Source organism: Mucilaginibacter sp. (assembly GCF_035492695.1).
Taxonomy (GTDB): Bacteria; Bacteroidota; Bacteroidia; order Sphingobacteriales; family Sphingobacteriaceae; genus Mucilaginibacter.
The window spans coordinates 1-15,271 of sequence record NZ_DATJJC010000026.1 but is presented as its reverse complement, the minus strand read 5'-3'; the positions used below and the strand labels follow the sequence as shown (position 1 = coordinate 15,271).

General features: G+C 42.2%; 15 protein-coding genes. 9 read left to right on the top strand and 6 right to left on the bottom strand.

Annotated elements, in window-relative coordinates; translation table 11 throughout:
- Nucleotides 1-34 precede the first annotated feature (34 nt).
- Entirely contained in the window at nt 35-1,816 is a 1,782-nt protein-coding gene (locus VL525_RS15115; protein WP_325387870.1) for a PAS domain S-box protein, read from the top strand.
- On the opposite strand, the gene pfkA is transcribed toward VL525_RS15115, so the two are convergent.
- The 4 genes from pfkA to VL525_RS15095 form a co-directional block, all read right to left on the bottom strand.
- The gene (pfkA, locus tag VL525_RS15110) at nt 1,811-2,791 is read right to left on the bottom strand and encodes a 6-phosphofructokinase (protein WP_325387869.1); all 981 of its coding nucleotides are present in this window, start codon (nt 2,789-2,791) and stop codon (nt 1,811-1,813) included. The genes VL525_RS15115 and pfkA overlap by 6 nt on opposite strands.
- Nucleotides 2,792-2,911: 120 nt before the next feature.
- On the bottom strand, nt 2,912-4,618 hold the full coding sequence (locus VL525_RS15105) for a protein-disulfide reductase DsbD family protein (protein WP_325387868.1): 1,707 nt from the start codon (nt 4,616-4,618) through the stop codon (nt 2,912-2,914).
- Between the two features lie 12 nt (nt 4,619-4,630).
- The gene (locus tag VL525_RS15100; protein WP_325387867.1) at nt 4,631-5,083 is read right to left on the bottom strand and encodes a protein-disulfide reductase DsbD domain-containing protein; all 453 of its coding nucleotides are present in this window, start codon (nt 5,081-5,083) and stop codon (nt 4,631-4,633) included.
- 9 nt (nt 5,084-5,092) lie between these two features.
- Complete coding sequence (locus tag VL525_RS15095; protein ID WP_325387866.1) at nt 5,093-5,863, bottom strand: biotin--[acetyl-CoA-carboxylase] ligase; 771 nt, start codon at nt 5,861-5,863, stop codon at nt 5,093-5,095.
- Nucleotides 5,864-5,908: 45 nt separating this feature from the next.
- Between VL525_RS15095 and rsfS the strand changes: the two genes are divergently transcribed.
- From rsfS to VL525_RS15055, 8 genes are all read left to right on the top strand, one after another.
- The gene (gene rsfS, locus VL525_RS15090; protein WP_325387865.1) at nt 5,909-6,283 is read left to right on the top strand and encodes a ribosome silencing factor; all 375 of its coding nucleotides are present in this window, start codon (nt 5,909-5,911) and stop codon (nt 6,281-6,283) included.
- A 93-nt stretch (nt 6,284-6,376) separates the two neighbouring features.
- The gene (gene ftsH / locus VL525_RS15085; protein WP_325387864.1) at nt 6,377-8,485 is read left to right on the top strand and encodes an ATP-dependent zinc metalloprotease FtsH; all 2,109 of its coding nucleotides are present in this window, start codon (nt 6,377-6,379) and stop codon (nt 8,483-8,485) included.
- 76 nt (nt 8,486-8,561) lie between these two features.
- Nucleotides 8,562-9,200 carry a lactate utilization protein gene (locus VL525_RS15080; RefSeq protein WP_325387863.1) on the top strand — a complete coding sequence of 213 codons (639 nt, stop codon included), beginning with the start codon at nt 8,562-8,564 and terminating at the stop codon, nt 9,198-9,200.
- 173 nt (nt 9,201-9,373) lie between these two features.
- Nucleotides 9,374-9,718: a hypothetical protein gene (locus tag VL525_RS15075; RefSeq protein WP_325387862.1), complete on the top strand. Its 345-nt coding sequence runs from the start codon at nt 9,374-9,376 to the stop codon at nt 9,716-9,718.
- A 1,347-nt stretch (nt 9,719-11,065) separates the two neighbouring features.
- Nucleotides 11,066-11,890 carry a sensor histidine kinase gene (locus tag VL525_RS15070; protein WP_325387861.1) on the top strand — a complete coding sequence of 275 codons (825 nt, stop codon included), beginning with the start codon at nt 11,066-11,068 and terminating at the stop codon, nt 11,888-11,890.
- Nucleotides 11,859-12,497, top strand: a complete 639-nt coding sequence (locus VL525_RS15065; protein WP_325387860.1) for a response regulator transcription factor — start codon at nt 11,859-11,861, stop codon at nt 12,495-12,497. Before VL525_RS15070 ends, VL525_RS15065 begins: the two co-directional genes overlap by 32 nt.
- A 33-nt stretch (nt 12,498-12,530) precedes the next feature.
- Nucleotides 12,531-13,601, top strand: coding sequence for a PA0069 family radical SAM protein (locus VL525_RS15060; protein WP_325387859.1), 1,071 nt, complete (start codon nt 12,531-12,533; stop codon nt 13,599-13,601).
- Nucleotides 13,602-13,697: 96 nt separating this feature from the next.
- The gene (locus VL525_RS15055; RefSeq protein ID WP_325387858.1) at nt 13,698-14,111 is read left to right on the top strand and encodes a hypothetical protein; all 414 of its coding nucleotides are present in this window, start codon (nt 13,698-13,700) and stop codon (nt 14,109-14,111) included.
- A gap of 108 nt (nt 14,112-14,219) precedes the next feature.
- Here the strand turns inward: VL525_RS15055 and VL525_RS15050 are convergent, their stop codons facing one another.
- Complete coding sequence (locus VL525_RS15050; protein WP_325387857.1) at nt 14,220-14,963, bottom strand: zinc ribbon domain-containing protein; 744 nt, start codon at nt 14,961-14,963, stop codon at nt 14,220-14,222.
- Nucleotides 14,963-15,271, bottom strand: a 309-nt coding sequence (locus VL525_RS15045) for a Nif3-like dinuclear metal center hexameric protein (RefSeq protein ID WP_325387856.1), incomplete at its 5' end; no start/stop codon positions are given. The genes VL525_RS15050 and VL525_RS15045, both read right to left, overlap by 1 nt.

Sequence of the window (15,271 nt, the reverse complement as noted above, 5' to 3'; positions counted from 1 at the left end):
AACTTTATAGTGTTCCGGAATATGATAAAACTCTATGCTTACTGATCTTCTTGCGGCGCTTAACGATTGTGTCTGGGCCTTTGATGAAACTACGCAAACTTACCTGTTTATCAGCCCGAGCGTACAAACTATCCTGGAGTACTCGCCAAAAGATATCGCTCAAAGCAAAGATTTCTGGATCGGAATTATTGATATGCGCGACCATGATGAAGTGGTTGAAAAGATACACAAAGCCACTACGGATGAATGGCTCGACCTTACTTACCGCGCAGTTGCCAAAAGCGGCAAGATCAAATGGATAAATCACAAACGCCGGCTTTTGAGCGACAGTTCGCACGGGCATGAGGTGATTCTGAATGTGATCAAAGATGTTTCGGACCAAAAGGCAATTAATTACAGGATGCAGGATTCGCTGGGCGACTTTAACATCCTGTTCAATGACAACCCTACACCGATGTGGATATACGATTTGCCCACATTGCGCATATTAAAGGTTAATGCGGCGGCAGTCCGTCATTATGGTTACAGCGAACAGGAGTTTTTGAGTATGACCATACGCGACATACGCCCGCGGTTCGATCTGGCAAAATTCAACGAATATCTATACAAAAAGGGCATACCCGAAAGCAGGCTCGACGGGTTTAACAGCGCCGGCGTATGGCGTCATCAGAACAAAAAAGGTGATATACTTTATGCCGAAGTGACCGGGCACGAGATTAAATACGATAACCATAGCTGCCGGGTGATCATTGCCCTCGATGTTACCGAAAAAGTAACGCAGCAGGAAGAAATGAAACGGCGTGAACAGTTCCTGACCTCGCTGATAGATTCACAAACCAATTTCCTGTTAAGGATAGATACATCGGGTGTGATCACCTTTGCCAACAAGCAATTTTTGAAATTACTGGGGTATAAAAAATCTGAGATCATCAGTAAGCATTTCTCTGTCATAACGCCTGCTGACGACATACCGCTTTGCGAAAATGCATTAAAGAGTTGTATCAAAAACCCCGGGAAGGTCATCCGGCTCGAACATGGTAAGCTTGACAAGGAAGGAAAGGTACATCAAACCAAATGGGAATTTATTTCCATAACCGGCAAGGAGGGCAAGGTGACGGAGATACAGGGCGTCGGCCAGGACCTGACCTCAGCCACAGAAATAGAAGTTAATGCCCTGAACGCAGCAGAAGAGATAGCCTGGACCAAAAACAACCTCGAGGCGCTTATCAACAATACAGAGAACTTTATCTGGTCGATAGACCGGGAAGGGCGGTATGTATACATGAATACCGCCTACCGGAAACGGATAGAAAATAATATGGGCGCAATACCCAAAGAAGGCGACGATGCCTATATACACTCGGGCCAAACGGAACAGGTCCGGGACGAATGGCATCAATTTTATGAACGAGCCCTTTCAGGTGAAAGATACGTTACACGCCACGACAGCCCCCATCCTATAACGGGAGAGCATACCTTTTTCGAGGTAAGTTTCAATCCGATTTATAAACAGTCTAAGGACGAGATTATTGGCGTAGGTTGCTTCGCCAGGGATATCACCGAAATGTTAAAGACCGAGGAAGCATTGCTCGACCAGAATGAACGCTTGAGAAATATAGCTTCGCTTAGCTCGCACGAGTTGCGCCGCCCGGTTGCCAGTATGCTTGGATTGATGAATATTATGGACTATGAGAACTTCAGCAATCCTGAAAACGAGCAAATTATCAAGCACCTGTTTACGGTAACCCAGGAGATAGACGATGTGATACGCCTGATCGTCAATAAAACATTCATCGACAATAAATTTTCTTTATAAGGAAAGCATTTCTACTATCCTCAGCAGGTTGGGGTTAATCTCGCTGTTATGTTTGATAGCTTGTTCGAACGGGGTAAATACCACCTGGTTATTGATGATCCCTGCCATATCGCCTTTATAGCCTTCAAGTAACGCTTCAACCGCAGCAACACCTAACCGGCATGCCAGCACCCTATCCATACAGGTTGGGCTGCCGCCACGCTGAATATGGCCCAATATAGAAACGCGGGTATCCAAATGCGGAAATTTTTCTTTTACCTGGCGCCCTATTTCAAAAGCGCCACTTTCTTCACCCTCGCCTTCAGCAACAATAACAATACGCGACGTTTTATTCTTGCGGCCGTTTTCAAGCCGGTCAAATAGTTTATCTACACCTATGTTTGCATCGGGTATAATAATGCCTTCGGCGCCCGTTGCCATGCCGGTGCGCCAGGCTATCATGCCCGAATCGCGGCCCATAACTTCCACAATAAAAAGGCGATCATGCGATTCGGCCGTATCACGTATCTTATCCACCGCATTGATAACTGTATTGATGGCTGTATCATATCCTATAGTAAAATCAGTACCGGCAAGATCGTTATCTATAGTTCCCGGCAAACCAATAACCGGGATGCCGAATTCTTCATTAAAAGCGTTGGCTCCGCGAAATGTGCCGTCGCCCCCTATAGCTATCAGGGCATCAACATTAAACTTTTTTATCTGTTCGTAAGCAGCCTGTCTCCCTTCCGGCCTGCGGAATTGCGCACTGCGTGCCGTTTTAAGAATTGTTCCGCCACGCTGCATGATATTGGATACCGATCTTCGTCCCATAGGGAAAAAATCGCCATTTATCATTCCTTCGTATCCACGGCGGATACCCGTAACTTCAACATCATGAAACAAAGCAGTGCGTATAACCGCACGGATGGCGGCGTTCATGCCAGGGGCATCGCCTCCTGAAGTAAAAAGTCCGATATTCTTTATTTGGGCCATTGCATTACGACAGGTTTACACCTGCCTGAAAAAAAGTAAACGCTAATATTAATCCAGTCGTATTTGATGGTGTTGTTTAAACACTATCAAATATGCCGCGAATTTACACTAATTTTTGACTCAATGCGCAGTTTTATAAGCAGCAATCCCGCTGTCAAGGAATTTTATATAATTATCTACACTGTAATTGGCTCCCTGCGGGGGAACAAGCACGTTACCTTCGCTATCAGTAATTACGTAAAACGGTTGAGAGTTCGTTTCGAACTTTGAGGCTTCATAATCGCTATTTTTTGCCCCGATACTAATAATATGCTTTCCGCTGAATGATGACGTGTATTGTTCGGCTGCCGGCAGTTCGCTCTTTTCATCGACATATAACTCCAGTAATACAAAATCATTTTGCATACGTTTGCGTACTTCGGCGTCAGACCATACGCTATTTTCCATTTTACGGCAGTTAGGGCAATTCCAGCCGGTAAAATCAATCAAAACCGGCTTTTTTAATTCCTTTGATACCTGGAGCGCCTGCTCATAATCATACCATTCGTTCAATCCGGCATGCTTACCCCTACTAAACATACCTTCATATTTTTTTTCTTTTATGGATACATTCTGAACCGGTGCCAATGAAGAATTGCTGATTCTTGAAAGGTCAAAATCCTGCGTCGCCGGCGGCGGTAAAAACCCGCTGATAACTTTTAATGGAGCGCCCCATAGTCCGGGTATCATATAGATCACGAACGAAAAAACTATTATAGCAATAAACGTTCTCGGCACCGATAGGTAAGACAAGTCACTATCGTGCGAAAATTTAAGTTTTCCAATCAGATATAATCCCATCAGCAAACCAATGGCTATCCATAAGGACAGGAACACCTCCCTGTCGAACCAATTCCAGTGATATGCCAGGTCGACGTTGGAAAGGAATTTCATAGCAAATGCCAGTTCAAGAAAACCAAGCACAACTTTTATGCTGTTGAGCCATCCGCCTGATTTTGGCAAGCTTTTCAGCATAGAGGGGAACAACGCGAACAAAGTAAAAGGCAACGCCAGGGCCAATGAAAACCCAAACATACCAACTGCGGGACCTAAGCGGTCGCCTTTTGAAGCTGCATCAACCAGCAACGAGCCTATTATCGGTCCTGTACAAGAGAAAGACACTACAACCAGTGTGGCGGCCATAAAGAATATCCCTATAATGCCTCCCTTATCGGAATTCTGATCAAGTTTATTCGCAAGTGAACTTGGAAGTGTCAGCTCAAATGCACCCAGGAACGATATCCCGAACACTACCAGCAGCAAAAAGAAGAATATATTAAATATTCCGTTTGTTGCGAGTGCGTTAAGAGCATCTGAGCCAAACAGCAACGTGATGATCAGCCCCAGAGCGACGTAAATAACAATAATGGATAAGCCGTAAATGAATGATTGTAATATCCCTTTTGCCCGGCTGCCGCTTTTTTTTGTGAAAAAACTTACCGTTAACGGTAATAAAGGATAAATGCAGGGCATCAACAGAGCCAAAAACCCACCTAAAAATCCGGCGATGAATACCTGCCACAAGGTTTTAGGCTTTTCTTCAGTTTGAGCTGAATAACGATTTACAGAATGCTTTGCTTTTCCAAGTTGCTGCTTTTTTTTAGCGGTTGCTATGCTGTCTGCAGCGGTAGGTATCGTAGTAAACTGAACATCGCTGCTGGATACTGTATCCGGTGCGCTTTTTTGAAAAGCGCTTGCGCGCTGAGTACCGCCAAATGAAAATACAACAATTGTGATAAGGGCAATTAGCGTGGTCTTCAAGCCCGGCCTGATCTGGGAAAATGTCATCGTCGGCGCTAATTATTTACCCAGGGGGATATTAAAATCAACATCATCCGGTGGCAGGCATTTCCGGTCGTTACAGGTCATAAACTCAAGCTGCCCCTTTACGGCATTTACATTTGCCGATTTCAATTTGATCTTTTGCTGAAAAGTAACCGTATTTTCAAAATAGCTTACATTCATTTTAAAAGCTTCTTCATATTTGGTAAGCGGCTTAGGTTCACTTGTTTTGCCTACCAATGCATATTCTTTCGACTGTGAAAATGTGAACGATGTTTTAATAGGACCGCCATCTTTAACATTTTGAGAGTATATATGCCAGCCCGGCTGTATAGTCGCCCGTAGAAATACAACCGCTTCGTCTTTATTAATTCTTTTAGCCGCATACGACCAGGTTACCGGGTGTTCTATTTGGGCAAAAGCGCCTGTGCTTATGGCAAGCAGTATCATTGCCAACAGTATTCTTTTCATATTAATAATTTATTTGTTCAAAAATTCAATTTCTTTCTGATTATATTCTGAAGTAGTTTGACCGTCATCGACGACCAACGGCCCTTGGTCGAGAACGCCGACGATCTTTCCCTCGAATAAACGGTCTTTTACCTTAAATATTTTCACTTCGTTCAGCCAATACAGTCGTGTCAAATACGCTTTCCTTACAGCATCATAATGCCCGGCCCGAAGCTGCAAATAGCCAATTTCTATATTTTTACAAATCTCTGATAATATTAATTTTAAATCATAATCCCTATGTAAGATTTGTTTTACTGACACTGCATTAGCAGCTTCGGGCGGGAAATGTTCCTGGTTAATGTTTAAACCAATCCCGATTATCGAGTTCTTTATCAGGTGGCCCTGTAACAGGTTCTCTATCAGTATACCACCTAACTTTCCATCGCCGTAATAGATATCGTTAGGCCATTTTATTTTCAATTTATGGTCCAAAAACGGCTCGAGTGCATTAATAATGGCTAAACTGATGGCTCGGGTAAGGTCGAACTGCTGCTGTACCGGCAGGAAGATTGGTTTTAATAAAAGGCTAAACGTTAGATTTTTGCCGGGTTCGCTATGCCAGCGGTTCTGTTGCTGGCCCCGGCCGGCATACTGGCTTTCTGCCATAATGACCGTACCTTCGGAAACTGGCTTGGAATTTGACAATAAATCTTTCAGGAAATTGTTAGTAGAATCGATATGTTGAATTGTGATTAAATTTTGTCCAACAAATAATCCTGAAAATATGTTATTTTGCAAAGTAATTATGTATAAACCAAAAGCGTTCAAAACTAATTCTTTTTGATGGTAAAAAACAAAGCGATAAAAGAATCCGCTTACATTTCTGAACTGGCCATATACGGCATACAGGAAAAAAAGGGAAACGATATAGTGAGATTAGACCTTAGAAATATCTTCAGTTCCGTCTCTGATTATTTTGTGATTTGCCATGCCGAATCGACCACACAAGTAAAAGCCATAGCAAATAGTGTTGAAGAAGAGATTTTTAAAGCCACGCAACAGGAACCGTGGCGCAAAGAGGGGCTTGAATACGGCGAATGGATATTGCTTGATTACGTCGATGTTGTAATACATGTTTTCAGGACGGATAAGCGCGAGTTTTATGGAGTAGAGGACCTTTGGGGTGACGCAGAAATTAAATATTACAAAAGCGCCTGAGTTTTAAAGTCACAGAGACCTGCAGAGAAGCGTCTTGACAATACCCCTGAATTTTAATAGTAATAATGATTTACGTTTGAGCATTTAGAAAAAATGAAAGATAATAAACAGGAAAATCCTAAACCCATAAGGAAGATATCCAACAAGAGACCTTCGTCAAAGCCGCCGAAGTTTAACATTATGTGGCTTTACGCGGTGGTTATTTTGATACTGCTTGGAGTGGGATGGTTTTCAAACAGCAACAACGCCAAACCAACTACGTATCAGAATTTTGAAATTAACATGCTGAAACAGCATGACGTTGCAAAGCTACAGGCTTATAAAAACGGTGACCTGATAACGGTTGAAGTATTTATAAAAAAAGAAAGCCTGTCGAAACCGCAGTACGCTGAGGTAAGGGGCGGCAAAACACTTACCGGATCAGACGATAACGGCCCGCAGTATGTATTTACCTATGCATCGTACGAGACGCTTAACCAGGCTATCAACGCCGCCGAAAAAGATTTCACCGACTCGGAAAAAGTATCGATCGATTACGTGCAGCACGATAGCATATTAACCAATGTACTGTTCCAGGGCATAATTATGATCCTGTTGTTCGCAGCGGTCTGGATATTTATTATGCGAAGAATGTCGGGCGGAAGCGGTGGCGGTCCGGGCGGCCAGATATTCAATATCGGCAAATCCAAAGCTACATTATTCGATAAAGAAGCACAGGTTTCGGTAACTTTTAATGATGTTGCCGGTTTGGAAGAAGCGAAGCAGGAGGTGATGGAAATTGTCGACTTCCTGAAAAACCCTAAAAAGTATACTAACCTGGGTGGCAAAATTCCAAAAGGCGCCTTGCTGATCGGTTCGCCGGGTACCGGTAAAACACTGCTTGCCAAAGCGGTGGCAGGTGAAGCGCAGGTCCCTTTCTTCTCGCTTTCGGGTTCCGACTTTGTCGAAATGTTTGTGGGTGTGGGCGCTTCGCGCGTTCGCGATCTGTTCCGCCAGGCAAAAGACAAAGCGCCTTGTATCATATTTATTGATGAGATAGATGCTATTGGCCGTGCGCGTGGAAAGAACAACATCGTAGGCGGTAATGATGAGCGCGAAAACACCCTGAACCAGCTGCTGGTGGAAATGGATGGTTTCGGTACTGACTCAGGTATTATCATCCTTGCGGCTACTAACCGCCCGGATGTACTTGATTCGGCTTTATTACGACCTGGCCGTTTTGACAGGCAGGTATCTATTGATAAACCCGACCTGCTTGGCCGCGAACAGATATTTAAAGTGCACCTTAAACCGGTAAAATTGGCCGAAGGTGTTGATGCCAAAAAATTATCTGCGCAAACCCCTGGGTTTGCAGGCGCCGAAATAGCCAACGTATGTAACGAGGCCGCGCTTATTGCCGCCCGTAAAAATAAAGAAGCTGTCGACATGCAGGATTTTCAGGATGCTATAGACCGCGTGATCGGTGGCCTGGAAAAGAAAAATAAGATCATATCGCCTGAAGAAAAACGCATTGTCGCTTATCACGAAGCAGGCCACGCCATTGCAGGCTGGTTCCTTGAACATGCAGATCCGTTGGTTAAAGTATCTATTGTGCCGCGCGGAGTTGCCGCATTGGGTTACGCACAGTATTTACCAAAAGAGCAATTTCTGTATACGACCGAGCAACTGGAAGACGGCATGTGTATGACCTTAGGCGGAAGGGTTGCCGAAGATCTTACTTTCGGTAAGATATCAACCGGAGCCCAAAATGACCTGGAGAGAATCACCAAATTAGCTTATGCCATGGTTACTATTTATGGCATGAACGACAAGGTGGGCAACGTATCCTTTAACGATACGCAGGGCGAATACCAGTTTAATAAACCCTACTCCGAAAAAACATCGGAACTAATAGATGCTGAAGTACGTAACCAAATCACGTTGATGTACGAACGTACCAAAAAGCTGTTGACCGACAAGCACGATGGCCTTGAAAAGCTTGCCAATAAATTGCTTGAAAAGGAGATATTATTCCAATCGGACCTGGAAGAAATTTTGGGCAAACGACCTTTTGACCACCGTACCACTTACGACGAGTTTGTAAACGGGCCTGAAGGCGGCAACCAGGAAGCCGCGGCCGGTAACCTGATACATGAAGGCGTTGCCGATCATTCGGGTACTTTCAACAGGAACCCTGAAGAAAAAGAAGCAAAAAGCGAATAAAAACAGCCGAAAGCATAAAGCTGAAAGTCCAAAGCAAGGCTCTCAGCTTTATGCTTTTAGCTTTATGTTATAAACAATGAGGGATATTACCACATCAAAGGAAAAGCTGCTTAAAAAGATACGTAAAGCTTTGCTCGAGAAAAGGGATAACCCATACCCTAACCTGGAAGACCTTCCCCACTACCCGCAGTCCGAAGACCCGCCTGAAATAATGTTTGCGGAGGAATTTACGGCCGCAGCAGGACAGTTTGTTTTTTGTGAAGACGAGATACAACTGATAGATAACCTGCTGAATCTTGCAGATCATCGAAAATGGCGCAAAATTTATTGCTGGGAACCTGCTTTACAGGAAATACTGCTCAAATACGACTATCCTTTTTTTGAAACTGACAAAGATTTCGAACAAGCAGAGGTAGGATTTACACTTTGCGAGGCATTAATAGCCCGCAACGGAAGTATTTTATTATCCAACGCCGGCATGGCAGGCCGCAGGCTAAGCATATACCCTCCGGTACATATTGTGTTGGCGTACACCTCCCAAATTTTAACTGACCTTAAGGACGGTTTTAAACTGATAAAAAATAAATATGGCAATCAATTGCCATCTATGATAACCAACGTAACCGGCCCCAGCCGTACTGCAGATATAGAAAAAACACTGGTAATGGGCGCCCACGGCCCTAAGGAACTTTTCGTATTTTTACTTGAAGGTTAAATCGCTCTTTTAATCTTTAGTAAATCGGCCTGGTCGTTTTAATTCTATATTTTTTTGCAACAATTTAGTTGTTAAAGTATCTTTTCTAAAAATACCGTGAAAACACGGGGTATCTTTTTTTCAATATACACGTATAGTGGTTAAATTATTAATTAAAAACCCTAACTAAAATCATGGCCTCAACAATCGACCCAGCATTGGCATCACGCCTTAAGAAAGAATTTCGCGACCGCAATAAAGCTGCCGGCGAACATGCTTTAAAAACACCCGATGGAAGTAACCTTAATGGATTCTTTATTAGCCGGGAAACTTTAGAAAGCATTTTAAAAAATGAAAAAGTTGCCGGAATTCACGTACATTTAGCAAAGCATCCGGACTACTCAGGCAAGGACGATCATGTCAATACTTTGCTTGTCAGCGGATCAGAACCAAACACTCAGGAAGGTGCAGCAAAGCCTTATGTAAGTACCGGTGAAACTCATTCAGACAGCTTGCCGTGCCCGCCTTGGTGTAATTAAACCTGCGCATTAAATGGGATTACTTACAATAGTATATTTCTGCTTACTATTTATTATTTCCATTATCGGAATGGTTCGCTTCAAAAGGCTAACCATTCCGTTTAAAATACTAGCCTTATCGGTGATTGCGAATCTTCTCATGGAGGTTTTATCCGAAATTTTTATTGCCAAGTATCACAGTAATGCGCTGGTGATGCATATCGAATGCGCGATAGGATATGTTTTTTATGCTTCAATTTACTTCTACTTGCTTAAAAGCAGAATATTAAAAAAACTAACTATAATATCTATTGCCTTAGTTTTGATACTTTCCGTACTAAATGCCTTATTATTTCAGCAGCCGTCGCAAGTTGTATTCCCAACTCATATGTATTTGATAAACAACATTTTATATGTTATATTTTCGTTGGTTTTATTTAAGCAAATGCTTCAATATCCTTTAGATGTAAATATTATTAAGCAGAGCATTTTCTGGTTTAACACTGCTATGATATTTTTCTCGACCACTATGTTCTTAAATATGGAATTAACAAACTACTACGCCCAGCACAAATGGGGGTATGATGTTATTTATTATTTTTGGAATGGGAACTTTTATTTGTTTAACATTTTGATATGCATTTCTTTACTAAATGATAATAGGGAAAGAAGCGTTCATCATAAATAATAAAACTATAAGCCATCGTCTGGTTTAAAATATTAGCATGTTTAATTTAGCAACAATATATATTTTAATTCTTGCGGGTGTTTTAATGGTAGGTTTAGTTCGTTATAGAAAACTGACCGTACCGTTCAAGTTGTTGACTATCTGTATCATTTTTACCTTCGTACTAGAGGTCATAGGTGAATTTTTCGCTTTTAATAATAAAAACAATAGTTTTCTTTCACATATTGAAAGTTTAACTAATTACTTCTTTTATTCATTCACCTTTTTTTATCTTTTTGAAAATAAACAGATCAGAAAAATGATACTTATTTCTATCGGTATAGTTTGTGTGTTTTTCATAATAAACGCTCTTTTTATTCAATCCTTTAAAAAAATATTCCCTACCAATGTTCTTCTTATAAGCAATATCTTTTATATCATATTCTCATTGCTGTTATTTAAGCAAATGCTTAGGAACCCATCAAATATGAGCATAATACGGCAAAGCATATTTTGGTTTAATACAGGCATTTTAATCTTTTCAACAACGATGTTTCTGAATTTGGGATTAATAGGTTACTATGCGGAACATCACTGGGGAAAAGGTAGCCTCTATTATTTTTGGGCCGGAAGCGTATACACATTTGGTATTTTAATAGGGTTTTCGTTATTAATAGATAATAAAAAGGCCAACACATACAATGGGTAACGAGGATATACAGATGATCGTCTTAATAGCTGCACTGTTATTTGCTGTGGTTATCGGTTTCATCATTTACTTCGTCGTTTTATATCGGAATAGGCAACTTAAAAATAAAAAAGAACAGGAAGAACGCGAGGCAGTTTACCGCCAGGAGGTCCTAAAAACCCAAATAGAGATACAGGAGCAAACGTTTGAACATGTTAGTAAGGAAATACACGATAACATAACGCAGGTACTATCATTTGTAAAGCTTTCTATGGGCACGTTGGGGAACACCCTGGACGATACAAAAAAAGCGAAAATGAATGAAAGTCGTGAACTGATAGCACAGGTGATAACCGATCTCCGCGACCTTTCAAAAAGCATGAGTTTTGAACATATAACTTCCCTCGGCTTAAAAAAAACTATTGAAAGGGAGGTTGAAAAATTAAATAAAAGCGAATTGGTAAAGACTACATTTTTAACTGAAGGGCAACCGTACTCGCTTGGTGAACAGCGTGAACTGGTGTTATTCAGGATACTGCAGGAAGCTTTAAATAACGCTCTAAAACATGCTAAGGCTAAACATTTTAAAATCGACTTGCAATATCAGCATGATTTGTTTACCTTGAGCATCGAAGACGATGGTGCAGGATTTTCACGTGAATTGCTTAATAATAAAAGTGGTTCAGGATTAAGAAATATGGGGAACCGTGCTGCACTGATCGGAGGAAATGCAACAATTGACAGCGCTCCGGGCGAGGGTTGTCGTATCAAGGTTTCCCTAAACCCTTTTAAGCAATTATATATCGATGGAGGCCCCCATCCAAATAGCGTTAGTTGACGATCACCGGCTTTTCAGGAGCGGCATAGCTTATTTGATCAATAATTTTCATCGTTACAGCGTTCTTTTCGAAGCTGGTGACGGAGAGGAAATGATCAAAAAGATACAGTCCAAATTGAAGCCCGACATTATTTTGCTGGACATCAGTATGCCCAAAATGGATGGCATATCGACGGCAAGATGGCTGCGTACTAACCATCCGGATATCAAGATCATTGTGCTTTCGATGTTTGAAGACGCGGAAAAAGTTTTGACAATGGTAAGAATGGGGGTAAAAGGCTATTTACTTAAGGACTCCGAGCCAGTCGACTTCGAAGATGCATTGATGAAGGTAGCCAATGACGAGATCTACTATCCCGATTTCGTAACCCGCCACCTGGTACACAATATCAATATAGATTTTACGCTGGCCAAACTAAATAGCCGCGAAATTGAGTTTCTGAAGCTATCAGCCACCGAGCTTACCTACAAAGAGATCGCTGAACATATGTGCATCAGTTCGCGCACTGTTGACGGGTACCGCGACCAGCTTTTTGAGAAACTCCAGATCAAAAGCCGTATCGGCCTTGTACTCTACGCCATAAAAAATAAATTGATAGACGTATGATGATTTTGCTAAAAATATTAGCAAATTTGTATTATGTCACACGAGGAAAATCCCGAATTTTTTAAGGGTAGAGGGGCGCAGGTTAATATTCATAATAAGTTCCTGAAGAACAAATATGTACTCGAACACATCGAGGGTCTTGACGAGTCTATGCTTGAAAATACGGCAACACAAATATTTGAGGAAACGCCGAAAAAGATAGTCAGCGAATCCAACAGTCCCGATCTGAGCCACATGTATTCCATCAACCCTTACCAGGGTTGCGAGCATGGCTGCATCTATTGTTATGCCCGCAATACGCACGAATATTATGGTTTTAGCGCAGGGCTCGATTTTGAGCGGAAGATAATCGTAAAACGCAATGCGCCCGAGCTCCTGGAACAGTACTTTAACAAAAAGAATTACGAACCCGTTGCCATCCTTTTATCCGGTAACACAGACTGTTATCAGCCGATGGAGCGTAAGCTGAAAATAACAAGGTCGCTGCTGCAGGTTTTCCTTCAGTACCGTAACCCGGTAAGCATCATCACCAAAAACAATGTCATTCTGCGCGACCTGGATATTTTAAGTGAGCTTAGCAAGTTGAACCTGGTGCATGCCAACATATCTATAACATCGCTCAACGAACAATTACGCCAGAAACTCGAACCACGTACCGTTACAGCTGCCGGCCGCTTAGCGGTTATCCAAAAACTCACGGAGATAGGCGTACCTGTACGTGTGATGGCCGCGCCTATTATACCCGGACTGAACAGCAATGAAGTGCCGGCCATCATTAAGGCTGCTGCTGACCGGGGCGCACTGGCTGCCGGCTTCACTATTGTAAGGCTCAATGGCAGCATAGCCGAGATATTTACGGATTGGATACACAAAGCCTTTCCTGACCGTGCTGAAAAGGTTTTAAATATGATCAGGGCCTGTCATGACGGTAAGCTGAACGATAGCGAGTTTGGGCGCAGGATGGGTGGGGATGGCAAAGTAGCCGATTCCATCCACCAAATGTTCCGCATGGCCATAAACCGCTTTATGGCCGGCAGGGAAATGCCGCCGTTTGATTACTCGTTGTTTGTGCCGAAAAAAGGCAAGCAGACCACCATGTTTTAAAACAGGATTGGAGGATCATTGTAATGGTAGCGATTGGCGATGGCATAGGCTTGTTATCTGGAAAACTTGTATATTCGAAATACTTAAACCAATGCTATGTATATTATCAGGAAACCTTTTATATCGGCCATTACTCTTCTAACGCTGTTCTTTCTTACGTCAGGCTGCCAGCTTTTTGATTCAGCAAAGAAAAAATTGCATATCTATTGCCCGGGTATAAAAGTTGCCATAAATGGCGTTAGTTATTCAGTGCACGGCTCGCGAGACGTTTATGTATTGAGCTACGATCATGATTCGCAGCAGTCAGTCAAAACATATTTTGAAAAACCGGGGAATGGTTTTCATGAGATCAGGGATGGTGATTTTTATACTATTGAAATGGACAACAATAACATCATTGACAGAAATGACAATATCGTTGGTAAAACTGTAAAAAACGCTAAAGACAGCACAGAAGTGATCTTTAATGAGAGTACACGGAAGATCATATTTATTGAGCATTCGAAGTGATGGCTTAACGCAGTATTTCAAGCCACAAAAAAATGTTCAGATAATAAAAAAGCGCCCTCTTCCGAAGGCGCTTCTAAAATTTTTATCTCCCCTTCAGGGGTTGGGGGCTTAAGCGGTCTCTACTTCTAAAGCCATTTGCTCGTCAACCAAAATACGGCCGCAATGTTCGCAAACGATGATCTTTTTGCGCTGACGGATATCCGACTGGCGCTGTGGAGGTATCTGGTTAAAACAACCCGAGCATGAGTCGCGCTGGATAGTTACCACAGCCAAACCGTTTTTAGCGTTACCGCGAAGGCGATTGTAAGCAATAAGCAAACGCTCTTCAATACCTGCTTCAGCTTTCTCAGCTTCGGTAGTAAGTTCGTTCTCTTCCTTTTCAGTTTCTGAAGTGATGGTGCCCAGTTCAGCCTTTTTAGCATCAAGGTCGGCACGGCGGCCATCCAAATCAGCAAGCGCTTTTTCGTAAACCTGGGTTTTGGTAGTTATTTCGTAACCAAATTCTTTGATCTTCTTTTCGCTTACCTGTATATCAAGGCCTTGTATCTCAATCTCTTTCGAGATAGCGTCATACTCGCGGTTATTCTTTACTTCGTTAAGCTGTGTTTCGTACTTTTTGATGTTTGCCTGCGCATCCCTTATCAGGTTTTTGCGGGTTACTATATCATCTTCTAAATCATCCAGCTCATTTTTTATTTTCTGAATGCGTGTTTCCAATCCTTCTACATCATCTTCCAGGTCAGCAACTTCCATAGGCAGTTCACCTCTTACCTGGCGTATCTTGTCAATCTTGGTGTGGATGGTTTGTAGTTCGTATAAAGCTTTAAGCTTCTGTTCTACGGTTTGTTCCATTAAATAAAATATTTGACGGGGTTTGTATTTACTTCTGTTAAACGGACGGCAAAGATAGGGAATTTTTTCCTAATTATTTCATACAATAATTGCTGCGTAAATTGTTCACTTTCAAAGTGTCCGATATCGGCAATCACTATCTTTCCTTCGGCATCAAAAAACTCGTGGTACTTATAATCGGCAGTGATAAAAATATCGGCCCCGGCGGCTATGGCGTGTTTCAATAAAAAGCTTCCGGCGCCACCGCAGACTGCTACCTTTTTAACGTTTTTTCCGGTTAGCGTAGTATGCCGTATCACATGCGTCCG

What these genes read in the sequence shown, in the direction of transcription:
- VL525_RS15055 (WP_325387858.1), top strand. Translation starts at nt 13,698, where the DNA reads ATGTATATTATCAGGAAACCTTTTATATCGGCCATTACTCTTCTAACG.
- VL525_RS15100 (WP_325387867.1), bottom strand. Translation starts at nt 5,083, where the DNA reads ATGAAAAGAATACTGTTGGCAATGATACTGCTTGCCATAAGCACAGGC.
- rsfS (WP_325387865.1), top strand. Translation starts at nt 5,909, where the DNA reads ATGGTAAAAAACAAAGCGATAAAAGAATCCGCTTACATTTCTGAACTG.
- VL525_RS15060 (WP_325387859.1), top strand. Translation starts at nt 12,531, where the DNA reads ATGTCACACGAGGAAAATCCCGAATTTTTTAAGGGTAGAGGGGCGCAG.
- VL525_RS15065 (WP_325387860.1), top strand. Translation starts at nt 11,859, where the DNA reads ATGGAGGCCCCCATCCAAATAGCGTTAGTTGACGATCACCGGCTTTTC.
- VL525_RS15105 (WP_325387868.1), bottom strand. Translation starts at nt 4,618, where the DNA reads ATGACATTTTCCCAGATCAGGCCGGGCTTGAAGACCACGCTAATTGCC.
- VL525_RS15080 (WP_325387863.1), top strand. Translation starts at nt 8,562, where the DNA reads ATGAGGGATATTACCACATCAAAGGAAAAGCTGCTTAAAAAGATACGT.
- pfkA (WP_325387869.1), bottom strand. Translation starts at nt 2,791, where the DNA reads ATGGCCCAAATAAAGAATATCGGACTTTTTACTTCAGGAGGCGATGCC.
- VL525_RS15115 (WP_325387870.1), top strand. Translation starts at nt 35, where the DNA reads ATGCTTACTGATCTTCTTGCGGCGCTTAACGATTGTGTCTGGGCCTTT.
- ftsH (WP_325387864.1), top strand. Translation starts at nt 6,377, where the DNA reads ATGAAAGATAATAAACAGGAAAATCCTAAACCCATAAGGAAGATATCC.
- VL525_RS15070 (WP_325387861.1), top strand. Translation starts at nt 11,066, where the DNA reads ATGGGTAACGAGGATATACAGATGATCGTCTTAATAGCTGCACTGTTA.
- VL525_RS15050 (WP_325387857.1), bottom strand. Translation starts at nt 14,963, where the DNA reads ATGGAACAAACCGTAGAACAGAAGCTTAAAGCTTTATACGAACTACAA.
- VL525_RS15075 (WP_325387862.1), top strand. Translation starts at nt 9,374, where the DNA reads ATGGCCTCAACAATCGACCCAGCATTGGCATCACGCCTTAAGAAAGAA.